Source organism: Mesorhizobium sp. M7A.F.Ca.CA.001.04.2.1 (assembly GCF_003998485.1).
Taxonomy (GTDB): Bacteria; Pseudomonadota; Alphaproteobacteria; order Rhizobiales; family Rhizobiaceae; genus Mesorhizobium; species Mesorhizobium ciceri.
This window is the reverse complement of the sequence record NZ_RZQT01000017.1, coordinates 1-14,554: the sequence shown is the minus strand read 5'-3', so window position 1 is coordinate 14,554 and position 14,554 is coordinate 1. Positions and strand designations below refer to the sequence as shown.

The 14,554-nt window shown below is 63.2% G+C and carries 12 protein-coding genes; 10 read left to right on the top strand and 2 right to left on the bottom strand.

The window, feature by feature from the left end; genetic code table 11:
- Positions 1–16: 16 nt before the first annotated feature.
- Positions 17–718, bottom strand: coding sequence for a GntR family transcriptional regulator (locus EN955_RS08070; protein ID WP_013533133.1), 702 nt, complete (start codon positions 716–718; stop codon positions 17–19).
- Positions 719–894: 176 nt separating this feature from the next.
- On the opposite strand from EN955_RS08070, the gene EN955_RS08065 reads away from it, so the two are divergent.
- The 9 genes from EN955_RS08065 to EN955_RS08025 all read left to right on the top strand — a co-directional run bounded on the left by EN955_RS08065 (position 895) and on the right by EN955_RS08025 (position 12,597).
- Positions 895–2,121: an iron-containing alcohol dehydrogenase gene (locus EN955_RS08065; protein ID WP_024502418.1), complete on the top strand. Its 1,227-nt coding sequence runs from the start codon at positions 895–897 to the stop codon at positions 2,119–2,121.
- Positions 2,122–2,137: 16 nt separating this feature from the next.
- Complete coding sequence (locus EN955_RS08060; RefSeq protein ID WP_024502417.1) at positions 2,138–3,619, top strand: NAD-dependent succinate-semialdehyde dehydrogenase; 1,482 nt, start codon at positions 2,138–2,140, stop codon at positions 3,617–3,619.
- Positions 3,620–3,629: 10 nt separating this feature from the next.
- Positions 3,630–4,454, top strand: coding sequence for an alpha/beta hydrolase (locus EN955_RS08055; protein WP_024502416.1), 825 nt, complete (start codon positions 3,630–3,632; stop codon positions 4,452–4,454).
- Between the two features lie 393 nt (positions 4,455–4,847).
- The gene (locus tag EN955_RS08050; RefSeq protein ID WP_032809776.1) at positions 4,848–5,801 is read left to right on the top strand and encodes an ABC transporter permease; all 954 of its coding nucleotides are present in this window, start codon (positions 4,848–4,850) and stop codon (positions 5,799–5,801) included.
- Positions 5,802–5,835: 34 nt separating this feature from the next.
- Positions 5,836–6,852, top strand: a complete 1,017-nt coding sequence (locus tag EN955_RS08045) for a sugar ABC transporter substrate-binding protein (protein ID WP_013533138.1) — start codon at positions 5,836–5,838, stop codon at positions 6,850–6,852.
- Positions 6,853–6,864: 12 nt separating this feature from the next.
- Positions 6,865–8,982 carry an SMP-30/gluconolactonase/LRE family protein gene (locus tag EN955_RS08040; RefSeq protein WP_024502415.1) on the top strand — a complete coding sequence of 706 codons (2,118 nt, stop codon included), beginning with the start codon at positions 6,865–6,867 and terminating at the stop codon, positions 8,980–8,982.
- Positions 8,979–10,073, top strand: coding sequence for an NHL repeat containing protein (locus EN955_RS08035; RefSeq protein WP_013533140.1), 1,095 nt, complete (start codon positions 8,979–8,981; stop codon positions 10,071–10,073). Before EN955_RS08040 ends, EN955_RS08035 begins: the two co-directional genes overlap by 4 nt.
- A gap of 3 nt (positions 10,074–10,076) precedes the next feature.
- Positions 10,077–11,576, top strand: coding sequence for a sugar ABC transporter ATP-binding protein (locus tag EN955_RS08030; protein ID WP_024502414.1), 1,500 nt, complete (start codon positions 10,077–10,079; stop codon positions 11,574–11,576).
- A 124-nt stretch (positions 11,577–11,700) separates the two neighbouring features.
- Positions 11,701–12,597, top strand: coding sequence for a LysR family transcriptional regulator (locus tag EN955_RS08025; RefSeq protein WP_013533142.1), 897 nt, complete (start codon positions 11,701–11,703; stop codon positions 12,595–12,597).
- A gap of 100 nt (positions 12,598–12,697) precedes the next feature.
- On the opposite strand, the gene EN955_RS08020 is transcribed toward EN955_RS08025, so the two are convergent.
- Positions 12,698–14,194 carry an aldehyde dehydrogenase family protein gene (locus EN955_RS08020; protein ID WP_024502413.1) on the bottom strand — a complete coding sequence of 499 codons (1,497 nt, stop codon included), beginning with the start codon at positions 14,192–14,194 and terminating at the stop codon, positions 12,698–12,700.
- Between the two features lie 141 nt (positions 14,195–14,335).
- Between EN955_RS08020 and EN955_RS08015 the strand changes: the two genes are divergently transcribed.
- A partial coding sequence (locus tag EN955_RS08015) for an SDR family NAD(P)-dependent oxidoreductase (protein WP_127223402.1) occupies positions 14,336–14,554 on the top strand: 219 nt, incomplete at its 3' end.

The following is a 14,554-nucleotide window of genomic DNA, read 5'->3' as shown; positions in this document are numbered from 1 at the left end:
GACATCCGTTCCGACCTCAATCGAATGCCGGGAGCAGGCGATCGCGCGAGTGCTCGATATGGATGCGCATCGCCTTTTCGGCGGCATCGGGATCGGCCGAGCCGAACGCGGCAAGGATCGCCTCGTGTTCGTCAAGCGCCTCCTCGGTCACGCGTGCATGGAACATCAGGCGGAAGATGTGGAAGTGCGTGTGCTGGTGGCTCAACGTCTCGCGGATGAGTTCGTTTTGAGAAAACTCCATGATCTTGTCGTGGAAGATCGCATCCTGCCTGGCGAAATTCGAATAGCGCACGCGATCATCCTTGCCTTCGCGGCGTGACATCACGCCGGCAGCTTCGAGCAACAGATCGAGCTTGGCGTCGTCCATCGTTGCGGCGGCCTTTGCGGCGCCATGCGGCTCGAGCAGCAGACGCATCTCGTATAATTCGTCGAAACGGCGCCGGGTGATCTGGGGCGCGGCACGATAACCGATCAGATGCGTCTTGAGCACCAGGCCTTCGCCTTCGAGCCGTCCGAGGGCTTCCCGGATCGGCGTGTGCGAGACGTTGAATTCCTTGACCAAGCTGTCGACTGTGATGCGCGAGCCGGGGGGGATCTTCAGCGCCATCAACTGCGCGAAGATGGCTTCATAGACATCTTCGACGAGACTGTTGGCGCGCTGGATGCGACCAGCTCCAATGCTGGCGTCGCTTGGGTCGGGTAAGTTTGCGGTCTGCATATTTTGCCTCTTGACAGTGAGGACTGCTAACACGATGGTTCCGCGGATGCAATCCTATATCCTATACGATTTTAAAGCGGATATCTTTTAAGTGCGAGAGACACACTCTTAAACCGTCCGATCCAGACCGAGTTCAATGCCTCCGTTTCCAGTCAGCAGCCGTCAAAGGACCAATCATGACCCTCTTCGCCGCCCTGCGGTTGCCGCGCGAAATCCTGTTCGGGAAGGGGCAACGCCATGTGCTGCCGACGGTCGCCGCCCGGTTCGGCCGACGCGCGCTGGTCTGCACCGACGAGCGTTTCGCGGGCACAACGGTATTCGCCGACATCATCAAGTCCCTTCAGTCAGCCTCGATCGAGGTCCTGGTGCATGATCGTGTTCTGCCCGACGTGCCACGCGACACGGTCGGCATCTGCGTCGAGGAAGCGAAGGGGTTCGGGCCGGATATGGTGATCGGCATCGGCGGCGGCAGCTGTCTCGATTTCGCCAAATGCGCCACCCTGCTGCTCAGCCATGGCGGCAAGCTCCAGGACTATTACGGGGAGTTCAAGGTGCCGGGTCAGACACTGCCGCTGATCGCCGTACCCACCACGGCCGGCACCGGCTCCGAGGTGACGCCGGTCGCGGTGATTTCCGACCCGGACCGGACGCTCAAGGTCGGCATATCGAGCCCTCACCTTATCGCCGCGGTCGCTCTGTGCGATCCCGAGCTGACAATGACCTGTCCGCCTGGCCTGACCGCGATCGCCGGCGCCGACGCCTTGACCCATGCGATTGAGGCCTTCACCGCCATGCGGCGCGGTGAAGACCCCAATCTGCCGCAACAGCATGTCTTCATCGGCAAGACTGCGCTGACAGACCATTTCGCGTTGCTCGCGATAAAGCTGCTTGGCCGGAGTCTGGAGAAAGCCTGCAGCGACGGCACGGATGCCGACGCGCGTGCCGATGTCATGATGGGCGCTCTGGCGGCGGGCTGCGCGTTCGGCACCGCCGGCACGGCGGCGGCGCATGCCGTGCAATACCCGGCAGGCGCCCTCACCCACACCGCCCATGGTTTGGGCGTGGCCACAATGATGCCTTACGTGATGACCTATAACAGCCGCGTCGCCGCTCACGAGATGGCAGAGATCGGCGCGGCACTTGGCTTGGAGGCCAAGGCGCGAACCGCCGACGAGATGGCAGCCGCCACGATCGAGGAGATCAGGCGATTGTTCGCGGCGATCGGTATTACGCCGACACTGGCGGATCTGGGCCTCCCTGCCGATAAGCTTGACTGGACCGCCGAGCAAGCGCTCGGCATCGACCGCCTGATCAAGAACAATCCGCGTGCGTTCGATCTCGGCACGATGCGACGCCTCGTCCAGGCCGCCCATGACGGCGACCTCGCCGCCTGCGTTATGTGAGAAACGGAACAAAGCGATGAATTTGAACGCTCAGCAACTCGACCAGGATGGCTATGACGTGCGCGGTTTTTCGCACGGACTCTACATCGACGGCACTTGGCGGTCGTCCTCCGACGGTCGGCTCATCGATGTCGTCGATCCCTCCTCCGGGGCGGTGATCGCGGCGGTTCCCGATGCGACGGTCGAGGACGCCACCGCCGCCGTCGAGGCGGCGGCCAAAGCAGCTAGGAGATGGCGGGAAACTGCGCCGCGCAAACGCTCGGAAATCCTTCGGCGCTGTTTCGAACTGATGGTCGAACGCTCCGAAACGCTCGCCATGCTGATCTCGCTGGAGAACGGCAAGGCGCTGCGCGACGCGCGCGGCGAAGTGGCTTATGCCGCCGAGTTCTTCCGCTGGAATGCCGAAGAGGCGGTCCGGATCACCGGTGAATTCGGCACCGCGCCATCCGGCACCAACCGGATCGTGGTCGATTATGAGCCGATCGGAATTTGCGTGCTGATCACACCGTGGAATTTTCCGGCCGCGATGGCGACCCGCAAGATCGCGCCGGCGCTGGCGGCAGGCTGCACTGTCGTCCTGAAGCCGGCCAGCGAAACACCACTGACGGCCTATGCGCTGGCGGCACTCTACAGCGAAGCCGGCGTGCCTGCCGGCGTCGTCAACGTGCTGACCACGACCAATCCCGGGCCGCTGACTTCGGCCATGCTTGCCGATCCGCGGGTCAGGAAGCTGTCCTTCACGGGGTCGACGGGTGTCGGCCGAACCTTGCTCGGCGAGGCTTCAAAGCATGTCATTTCGTGTTCTATGGAACTCGGCGGCAATGCCCCGTTTGTCGTCTTCGACGATGCCGATCTCGACGCCGCCCTCGATGGCGCGATGATCGCCAAGATGCGCAACGCCGGCGAAGCCTGCACCGCCGCCAATCGCCTCTATGTGCAATCGGGAATCTATGATGCTTTTGCCGACGGGCTCCGCAAGCGCATGGCGGCACTTAAGGTGGGGGCGGGCCCGAATGCCGACACCGAGTGCGGGCCGATGATCACCAGAAAGGCTGTCGACAAGATCGATCGCCTGGTCAAGGACGCGGTGGGCCGGGGAGCCAAGGTGCTTTGCGGCGGGGCGATTTCGGAGGAAGAAGGATTCTTCTATCCGCCAACAGTGCTGTCCGAGGTGCCGCCGGATGCGGAGATGGCGCACGAGGAGATTTTCGGCCCGGTGGCACCTATCACACGCTTCGACACCGAGGCCCAGGCCATCGCCCATGCTAACAACACGGAATATGGCCTGGCCGCTTATATATACACACGCGATGTTGGGCGCGGCATGCGGGTGGCGTCGGGGATCGAGGCCGGCATGATCGGCCTCAACCGGGGACTGATGTCGGATCCGGCCGCACCATTCGGAGGCGTCAAGCAGAGCGGCCTTGGCCGCGAAGGCGGCCAGCACCACGGCATCGCCGAGTTCATGGAGGCTAAATATATTGCCGTCACCTTCTGAACCGGCAGTCATGTCAAAGGACCCTTTCCGCACGCGCGACCATGTGGCCGATTTTGACGATATCGTGGCCGACATAGTGACTCGCAGCGCCGAAACCCGGGCGACCCTGCCGATATCGGCGGGTATCGCCTATGGCGAGGGCGAGGCCGAAAGGTTGGACCTGTTCTTTCCGCCCGGTGTGCGCAGGGATCTTCCCGTGCACATCTTCATCCATGGTGGCTACTGGCGCATGTTCTCCAGAAGCGACTATTCTTATGTAGCGAACACAGTCACCAAAGCTGGGGCGATCGCGGTCATCGTCGATTATGCGCTGATGCCCGAATTCAGGATGGCGGCAATCGTCGACCAGATCCGGCGTGCCAAACAATGGGTGCTGGACAATATAGCCGCCCATGGCGGCGACCCTGCCCGGCTAAGCGTAAGTGGTCATTCGGCGGGTGCGCACCTGGCCACATTCCTGTTCGAAAAGGCGCCAATGCCGTCGCGCATACGTGCGGCGCTGCTGCTAGGCGGCCTTTACGACCTCAAGCCCCTTCAGACCTCCTTCCTCCAGCCGTTAATCGGCATCACTGATGAGGAGGCAGCTGCCTTCACCCCAATGACGCGGTGGCATGACCCGGAGACGGCAGCGACCATTCTCGTCGGAGATCAGGAAACGTCACCTTTTCACCAGCAGGCCGCCGACTTCGGAAAGCGCTTGCGCGCGCAGGGGCACCCTGTCAGCGACCTCCGCCTGAATGACCGAAACCACATGAACAGCGTGCGTGATCTGGGCATCAGCGGCACACAAGCTGGCGATTGCCTGATGGCGATGATCGATGGAAACGGCCTGTAGGACGGAAACCCAGGGAGAGCAGGGCCCGCTTGTGCCTTACTTGACACTCCCGTCACTCAGGAAAGTACCGTCACGGGGATCGCGGCACGCTGCCGGCATCGGGCTGAGCTTTGCGACAGGTGAAATCCGGCAGAGCACACAACCGACGATTCCTCATCCTCTTTTTCCACACTGACGAACTGCACAGCGCATCAGAAAATCGAAATTGCCCCTGCCGCCCTGAGCCGCGATGGTCTTTACGCAAGCAGCCGGCTTAGGGCTGTGGAGGAACGTCGTCGCGGCAAAGCCCTGGGGCAAGGCCGCTTTGGCACGCCGCTGGTTCAAACCGGCAGCGAGGGAGGAACTGACTTGGCTGGTTCGGGCAAATCCGACACCGCGCGCTTGGGCATCAAAATGTCCCAGGAACTCGTCGTCGGCGCGATCTCGGCCGTCCTCTTCCTGGTGTTCTCGGCGACGCTCAACAATTTCCTGAGCCAAGGCAACATCCTTGCCATTCTCAAGAATGTCTCGATCCTGGGCACGCTGGCCGTCGGCATGGGGCTCATCGTCGTTGGGCGCGGCATCGACCTGACCATGGTGGCGGTGATGGTCGTCGGCGTCGCCTTCAGTATTTGGATCTCCACCTGGGGCGTCGACTTCACGCTGGCCGTCGTCTTCGGGGCCATCCTGGTCGCGGCCATCGGCCTGTTCACCGGCGTCATGGTGGCGGTGGCCGAAATTCCGCCGATCTTCGCCACCCTTGCCATCGCGTCCTCGGTCTACGGCTCTGGCCGCATCGTCTTTGCGTCCGACGTGCTCTATGCCCCCTCCGATATCGGCTGGCTGAAATTCGTCGGCAACGGAACCATCCTCGGCATCCCGATGTCGGTGATCATCTTCGCGGCGGTGGCCGCGCTCATGGGCTTTTTCCTGAGGAAGACCCGCTTCGGCCGGCTGGTCTATGCTACTGGCGACAACCCGAACGCGGCCCGCACGACCGGGCTGCCGACGCGCCCGATCATCGTGACGCAATATGTCATCAGCGCCCTCATTGCCTATATCGCCGGCATCATCATGCTGGGGCTGGTCACCGGCATCGACACGCGCCTCTACAATTCCAGCCTGATCTACGACGTGCTGCTGGTCGTCGTGCTGGGCGGCATCGGCCTCTCCGGTGGCCAGGGCGGCGTACGCAACGTCATCGTCGGCACCATCCTGGTCGGCATCCTGACCAACGGCATGACGATCCTGAACTTCAGCTACACCAGCCAGAACCTGATCAAGAGCGTGATCCTGCTGGGCGCGCTGGCGATCGACGCCATCATCAATCCGCGCGACGAGCAGACCTCGCAAAGCGGCGACATCTGAAACAAGAACCGAGACATAAATCTGGGAGGATACCATGAAGTTGTTCAAGAACTGCCTGCTCGCGGGCATGACAGCGCTGGCGCTGCTGGGCGCGGCGAAAATCACCACGGCGCAGGAAACCGATCAGGTCGGCCGCTCCACCTATCTCGAGGCGCTCAAGGGCAAGAAGGTCATCTTCGTGCCAATCTCGCAGGGCATGGACCTCAACCAGGCCTGGGTGGTGGTGTGGCAGCGTCACGCCGCTCGCTACGGCTTCAGCCTCGAAGTGCGCGATCCCTCCGGCGACACCAATGCCGGCATTCGCGCCATGCAGGGCGCCATCGCCGAGAAGCCGGACCTGATCATCGTGCAGAACCCCGACGTCCAGACCTACGCACGCCTGTTGAAACAGGCGCAGGCGGCCGGCATCAAGGTGCTGCAAGTCAACATGCAGTCGGCCACCCAGACGGACAGTTATGTCGGCAACGACTGGATCGAAATGGGCCGTCTCGAAATGGGCGAACTGGCCAAGCACTGCACCGGGCCCAATGCCGTCTCGCACAAGGTGGTCTGGCTCGCCGGCGTCCAGACGGGTGCCGCCAACATCTACATGCGCACCGGCATCGACGAGGTGCTGAAGGCCAATCCCGAGCTGCAGCTCGTCTCCGACCAGCCGGCCGATTACATGAGCGAAAAGGCCCGCCAGATCACTGAGACGGTGCTCCAGCAACATCCGGACCTGTGCGGCATCATGGGCATCTGGGATAATGCCGAGGTCGGCGCCGGCGCCGCCGTCGTGGCCGCCGGCAAGCAGGACCAGGTGACGATCGTTACCAATGGCGCGGGCAGCGCCACGGGCTGCGAGAGCATCAAGAACGGGCTGCTCGATGTGATCTTCAACTTTAATGCCCCCATCCAGGCCGAGATCGCAGCACAACAGATTTCCGAGCTGCTGCAGCAGTCCGGCCGGCAGGCGGGCAGCGAGAAGACCATCTTCTTCGGTCCGATCACCCGCGTCGACAAGGCCAATGCGACCGGCAGGAATTGCTGGAAGCTGGACGAGCTCAAGTAACGGACTTCCTTGATGAGCATGGCTGAAAGCCTTGTGCGCTGGCGCTACCGCCTGCTCCCCGACCACGTGGTCGGGGAGATTCTGACCAAGAAGTGGATCGACAGCGTCATCCCCTTCACGGCGCTGGTCATTTTGTGCGCGATCTTCGGCTCGATCGTGCCAGGCTTCTTCGATCTGGCGACGCTGACCAATCTCAGCGGCCAGACCGCCGAGCTTGGCCTTGTGGTGCTCGGCATGACCATCGTCATGGTGTCAGGCGGCATCGATCTGTCTGTCGGGTCGACCTTCGCGCTCGCCGTGCTGGTCACGCTCTATGGGATGAATGTCGAGCAGTGGAGCTTTGGTACCGGCCTGTTGGCGTGCCTGGGCCTCGGCGTCGTCTGCGGCGCCATCAACGGCTTCCTGGTTGGCTTCCTGCGCATGCGGGCGTTTCTCACCACGCTGGTGACGCTCATCATCTACCGCTCGACCTTCGACATCGTCTTTCCCCAGGTCTCGACCCGGATCGTCACCAGCGGTCCGGATTCGCCGGCCTATGATTTTCTTGGTTTCGGTACGATCTGGGGCGTGCCGACGTCCTTTGTGGTCTTCGTCGTCATCGCGCTGATCATCCATCTCGTGCTGTCGCGCGCCCGCTATGGCTGGCGGCTGTTCGCGGTCGGCGGCGCGCGCCGCTCTGCCTACAATGCCGGCATCAATGTGCGCTTCATCTTGTTCAGCGCCTATGTCTTGTGCTCGGTGCTGGTGGCGCTCTCCGGCTTCTTCTTCTCGGCCCGCATCGGCAGTGCCGCTTCCGACATCGGCACCGGTCTCGAACTGCAGGTGTTGACCGCGACCGTGCTCGGCGGCATCTCGCTAGGCGGCGGGCGCGGCTCGGTCGCCAAGGCGCTGATGGGCACCGTCTTCGTGCTTGTCCTGTCCAACAGCCTGCTCGCGCTGGCCGTGCCCGGCCCGGTCAATTTCCTGATCCTCGGCATCGTGCTGCTTTTGTCGGTGCTTCTCGACGTTCGCTGGGTGAAGAACCGCCACAAGATCCTGCGCAGCGTCTACATCTCGCCGACCTTCGCCAAGATGCCGCAGGCGATCTCGACCGCGCCCGGCGCGCCAATGGCGGTGAATGACCGGTTGAAGGACGTCGGCGTCATCGGCCTCGGCGTTCTCGACGGCGCGGAGGATGTGATCTTCGACCGGCAGGACCGTCTCTACACCGGCAGCCGCCAGGGCGAGATCCTGCGCTTCCAGCCGCCCCATTATACCGATAGCGAAGTGTTCGCACATATTGGCGGCTCGCCGCTCGGCATGGCTTTCGACCGCGACGGCAACCTCGTCATCTGCGTCGCCGGCATGGGCCTCTATCAGGTCTCGCCGGCCGGCGACGTAAAGCTGCTGACCGCCGAAACCAACCGCTCACTGACCTCGGTGGTCGACGACTCGACCATGAAGCTCGCCGACGACTGCGACATCCTGCCGGACGGCCGTATCGTCTTCTCGGAAGCGACAGTGCGCTTCGAAATGCATGACTGGTATGCCGACGCGCTGGAAAGCCGTGGCAACGGACGCATCATCGTCCATGATCCCAAATCCGGTTCGACACGCACACTGCTGTCGAACCTCGTCTTCCCCAATGGCATTTGCACGGCCTTCGACGGCCAGTCGGTGCTGTTCGCCGAAAGCTGGGCCTGCCGCATCAGCCGCTACTATTTCGATGGCCCGAAGAAGGGCCAGGTCGAGCGCGTCATCGAGGGCTTGCCCGGCTATCCCGACAACATCAACCGCGCCTCCGACGGCACCTACTGGCTGGCCCTGATGGGCATGCGCACGCCGGCCTTGGATCTCTCGCTTGAAATGCCGAGCTTCCGCCGTCGCATGGCGCGGCGCGTATCGGAAGACGCGTGGCTGATGCCCAATCTCAACACCGGCTGCGTGCTGCGCTTCGACGAGAACGGCCAGATCCTCGAAAGCCTGTGGGACCAGACCGGCGAGAAGCATCCGATGATCACCTCGATGCGCGAGCACAAGGGCATCCTCTATCTCTGCGGCATCTTCAACAACCGCATGGGCACCTTGCCCTTGAAAGGCGTCGATCCCGACTGGTTCAGCTCGGATTCCTACTGGGGCAAAAAGCCATGAGCGGTTTGAGCCAGCTTCTTGACCGCTTTCTCGGCCGTGGCGAGTGGGCAGTGACCGTGCCGACGCTCGACGGGCCGTTGCTGCCCAACCAAGGACTGGAGGAAGCCGAGCCGTTCGCCGGCCTCGCCGAGGCCGACAATCTCGTACGCACCGAAAAGGGCATTCTGGCAAGCAGCGCCAACCGGCTGATGCGCTTTAGCGCCGACGGCCATGCCGAAACCTTGCAGGAATTTCCGGGCGAGATCACCGCACTCGCCCATGCCCGCGGCATGACGGCGATGGCCATCGACGGCAAGGGCGTCGTTGTCCACGGCGGCCTGCATGACGGGCGCGAGGCGACGGGTGAGGAGGCTCGGCGCCTCTCCTGCATCACCGCTCTCACCTTCCTCGACAGCAACACCTTGCTGGTGGCCAACGGTTCGGCCTCAGTGCCGGCGAGCGGTTGGCGTCGCGACCTGATGCAGAAGAGCGTGTCCGGTTCGGTCTGGCGGCTCGATCTAAAAAACGGCCGGCTGGAGCTTGTCAGGGACGGCTTGGCCTGGCCGGCCGGCATCGCCACCACCGGCTCCAACCGCATCTACGTTTCGGAGGCCTGGCGCCACCGCGTGCTGGCGATCGACCTTGCCACCACGGCGACGCTGCCCGTGCTGGAGCATCTGCCGGCCTACCCCGCCCGCATCGCCCCGGCCTTCAACGCCGGCTATTGGCTGACCTTCTATTCCGTGCGCAACCAACTGGTGGAGTTCATCCTGCGCGAGGAGACCTACCGCACCCGCATGCTGGCGGAAGTCCCGGAGGCCTACTGGATGGCGCCGTCGCTCGGCTCATGGCGCGACTATCGCGAGCCCATGCAAGGCAGCCAGTTGAAGCAGATGAACGTGCTGAAGCCATACGCGGTGACAAGGTCCTACGGGCTGGTGGTTCTTTGCGACCAGAACATGAAGCCGCTGTCGAGTTTCCATTCGCGCGCAGACGGCAAGGTGCACGGGACGCTGAGCGCCTGCGAGCTGGGCGATGATCTGCTGGTCGCCTCGCGCGGCGGATCGAGGATCGTACGCGTGGCGAGCGCCGCCAGCGGCAAGCGAGGCTAAGCGATGTCGGACGCCAACATCATTGAACTCAGGGATGCCGCCAAGGCATTCGCGCGCATTCCGGCCTTCAAGAATGTCAATTTCGACCTGCGCAAAGGCGAAATCCACGCGCTGCTCGGGGAAAACGGCGCCGGCAAGTCGACGCTGACCAAGGTCATGGCCGGTGTCTTCAAGCTGACCGAGGGCAAGATGACCTTCGACGGCAAGGATGTGTCCTTCGCCACGCCCGCCGAAGCGCTGCGCGCCGGCATCGCCATGGTGTTCCAGGAAACCAACCTGGTGCCGGCCATGACGGTAGCGCAGAATCTCTATCTCGGCGAAGAGAAGATGTTCAACCGGTTGCGCGGCCTCTACATTCAGGCGCGGCAGTTCCTCGCCGGCATGGGCTTCCAGGTCGACCCGTCCGCGCAGGTCAGCACGCTGGGCGCGGCGCACAAGCAGATGGTGGAGATCGCGCGCGCCGTCCACCACAAGGCTCGCGTCATCATCTTCGACGAGCCGACCGCGACGCTGACGCCTGAAGAGAAGAGCCACTTCTTCAAACTTTTGCAGCGGCTGGTGAAGGAGGGCATCGCCGTCATCTTCATCACCCATGCGCTGGAAGAGGCGCTTGCCGTCGCCAACCGCATCACGGTCATGCGCGATGGCGAGATCGTCGCGTCCGGCGAGGCCAAGGGCTTCACCCGCGCCTCGATCGTGCAGGCCATGGTCGGCCGCACGCTCACCGAAACGCTGCATGGCGAGGTCAAGCGCACGGCGCGCCCCTATGGCGACAAGGTGCTTTCGGTCGAGAATCTGTCCTGCGCCGGTCTGGTGCGCAACTCTTCCTTCTCGGTGTTTTCAGGCCAGGTCACCGGCATGTTCGGCCTTGTCGGCGCCGGCCGCACCGAAATGGCCAAGGTCGTCGCCGGACTGTTGAAGCGCAACATCTTCCACGGCGGCGAGATCCGCCTGCTCGGCAAGTCGGTGCGCTATCGGGTGCCCAGGCCTGCGGTGCGCGACGGCATCGTCTATGTCACCGAGGATCGCAAGGTCGACGGTTTCTTCGAAACCATGACCGCGGGCGAGAACCTGCAAATGGGTGAACTGACCGAGGGCGCCAATCCCGTCTCCATGGTGTCGCTGGCGCGAGCCAGGCAACTTGCCCGCGAATGGGGCGAACGTCTGAGCCTGCGGCAGACCAGCGACCGAGCCCGGATGATCGAGCTCTCCGGCGGTAACCAGCAAAAGGTCGTGATCGCCAAATCGCTGATTCAGAAGCCGAGGCTGGTGATCTTCGACGAGCCGACACGCGGGGTCGACGTCGGCGCCATCGTCGAGATCCACCAGCTTATCAGCGATCTCGCCGAGCAAGGCATGGCCGTCGTTGTCATCTCGTCCTACCTGCCTGAAATTCTCGCCGTTTCGGATCGCATTCTGGTGGTCAAGCGCGGCCGCGTGGTCGAGGAGATGATGCTTTCGGAGGCCACCGAGGAACGCGTCATGTTCGCCGCGGTTCATTGAGCGGCTCGACAAGAGAGACACTTTTGCCGGCCAAGCCAGGACCAATGTCTGGCCTGCCCTATTGCCTTGCAATCGGTTCCGCGTCTGAATAGGTCAGGGGTCAGATCACCCTGCCCGAGCGGATATGCCCAGCGTCAACCTCAAACTTCTCCAGACGTTCCTGCTTGCCGCCGAAAACGGCAGCTTCCGACGTGCTGCCGAGGAGAGCAACCGTTCGCCATCGGCGGTCTCGATGCAGATTCGCGACCTTGAGGAGCAGATCGGCATCTCGCTGTTCATCCGCACCGCACAGCGTGCCAGCCTGACGCCGGAAGGCCAGATCCTGTTCGAGGAGATCGCCAACGTGATGTCACAGGTGCAGACCAGCCTCGACCGCCTGACGGAGGTCGCCGCTCGGCGCAAGGGCAAAGTGCAGATCGCCTGCGCCCCGACGCTCGCGGCAAGCCGGCTGGGCGATATCCTGGCGACATTCAAGTTGCGCTATCCACGCAGCATCGTCGAGGTCATCGAGAGCCCGCCGCAGGCCGCGCTTGGCCTTTTGCAACAGCAGGAGGTCGAGTTCTACATCGGCCCCGAACTGCCAAACTTGACGGACTTCCAGTTCGAGTCCATCCTCGACGATCCGCTGATGGCCTGCATCCCCACGGAAATATACGGTGGCGAAAAGAAGCTGCTGCTCTCGGACCTGCTGCGCTATCCGCTCATCCTGCTCAGCCGCAAGACCGCCGTGCGCGGCCTTGTCGATCGGCTGACGGCGGCGGAAGGCATCGAGTTCAAGCCGCAATACGAGGTCGAAAGCGCACAGACGGCGGTGGCGCTGGTGTGTTCGGGACTTGGCGTCTGCGTGGTGCCCGGCATCGCCATTTCGCGCAATGACGAGCGTATGCGGGTGGTGCCGATCGACCATCGCGACGCCCACCGCTCGGTCGGCATCATCACCGCGCGGGGCTATGTGCACCACTCCTTCTCCGAACAGCTGATGAACCTCATCCGCACCAATTTGCGCGAACTGGCAAACTGAGCGTCGCGCCTTCGGACAGGCACCTTGCACGAGCGCCGAGAATGGTGCGTTGGGAACGCCGCCATTGGCAGCCCGGCCTCTCCTGAATATCAGCGCACCCTCAGTCGGTCTGGATCCAGATCGACTTGGTCTCCAGATATTCATGCAGATGTTCGATGCCGCCCTCGCGGCCGTAGCCGGACATCTTCATGCCGCCGAACGGCACCGCCGGGTCGATGGCGTGGTACATGTTGACCCATACCGAGCCGGCCTTGATGCGGCGGGCGAGCTTGTGGGCGGTGCCAAGATGACTGGTGAAAATGCCGGCCGCCAGGCCATAGGGCGTCGCATTGGCCCGCGCCACGGCTTCGTCGAGCGTGTCGAACGGCATCGCCGAAATCACCGGACCAAAGATCTCTTCACGCGCGATGGTCATCTTGTCCGACACCGCACCGAAGACAGTCGGCGCGATGAAATTGCCGCCGTCGTAGGGCCCGCCGGTCAGTCGCGAGCCGCCCGCCATCAGTTCCGCGCCTTCGTCGCGGCCGGCCTTGATATAGCCCACCACCTTGCCGGCCTGCCTGGCATTGATGAGCGGGCCGATTTCGGTTTCCGCCTCGATGCCATGGCCGATGCGAAGCCTGCCGGCAAACTCGGCGACCCGGCGCACGAATTCGTCATGGATTTCGCGGGCCACGAAAAGCCGCGAACCGGCGATGCAGATCTGGCCCGAATGCACGAACACAGCCATCGCGGCGACAGGAACCGCCTTGTCAATGTCGGCATCGCGGCAGACGATGATCGGCGATTTGCCGCCGAGCTCCAGGGAAACGCGCTTGAGGTTGGTCACGCCCGCCCGCGCGATGGCCTGGCCGGTCAGCGTCGAGCCGGTGAAGACGATCTTGTTGACGTCGGGATGTTCAGCGAGCCGCGCGCCGGCCTCTGTCCCGGTGCCGGTGACGACGTTGACGACGCCGTCGGGAACGCCGGCCTCCTGCATCAGCCTGGCGATCAGCAGCGGCGTCAACGAAGCATCCTCCGAGGGCTTCAGCACGATGGTGCAGCCGGTGGCGAGCGCCGGCGCGATCTTCCAGATCGACGCTGCGGTCGGAGCGTTCCAGGGGATGATCGCGCCGACAACGCCTACCGGCTCGCGCCTTGTGAACGAGACGATCTCGCCGGGGATCGAATTGTCTATGGATTCGCCATGCAGCGCGGTCGCCATGCCCGCATAAAAGCGCAGCATGCCGATGACGCGCCGCCGGTTGGCGAGCGTGCGCGTGATCGGCAGTCCCATGTCGAGAGTGTCGGAAACGCTGAGTTCTTCCCAATGGGTCTCGAAGAGATCGGCGATGCGCAGAAGCACGCACTGCCGCTCGTAGGGCGAGAATTTTGACCACGGCCCTTCGAAAGCCGCGCGCGCAGCGTCCACCGCCGCATCGATGTCGGCCGCCGAGCCACGCGGCACCGTGGCCAGCACTTCGCCAGTCGCCGGGTTGAGCGCCTGCATCTCCTGGCCGGATTGTGCCGGAACCCACTTGCCGCCGACGAACATCGGCCGGAATTCGCCATGGTAGAGCGCCGTGGCCTTCGCCCGCGGGTCGAAATTCAGCGTCATCTCTTCCTCCTCACAATTCCGTGGCGACTATGACTCCCACGCCGGTCGACCTCAAACAAGGAAAGCTAAAAGGGCGTTCAGATAATCGGACTGTGCAATGCACGCGACTTCCCCGATGGTGCCGGCAACGGAGGAACAGATATGAGACTTGCTGGCAAGGTCGCTATCGTCACGGGCGGCGGTTCGGGATTTGGCGAAGGCATCGTCAGGAAATTCGTCACCGAAGGTGCGCTGGTCGTGTTGATGGACCGTGATGAGGCCGCCGCGGCCCGCGTTGCTGCCGAAGTCGGCGAAAATGTGCGGCCAATCACTGGCGACGTCTCGACACTCGGAAGCTTCGAAGCGGCGGCAGACCTGGCC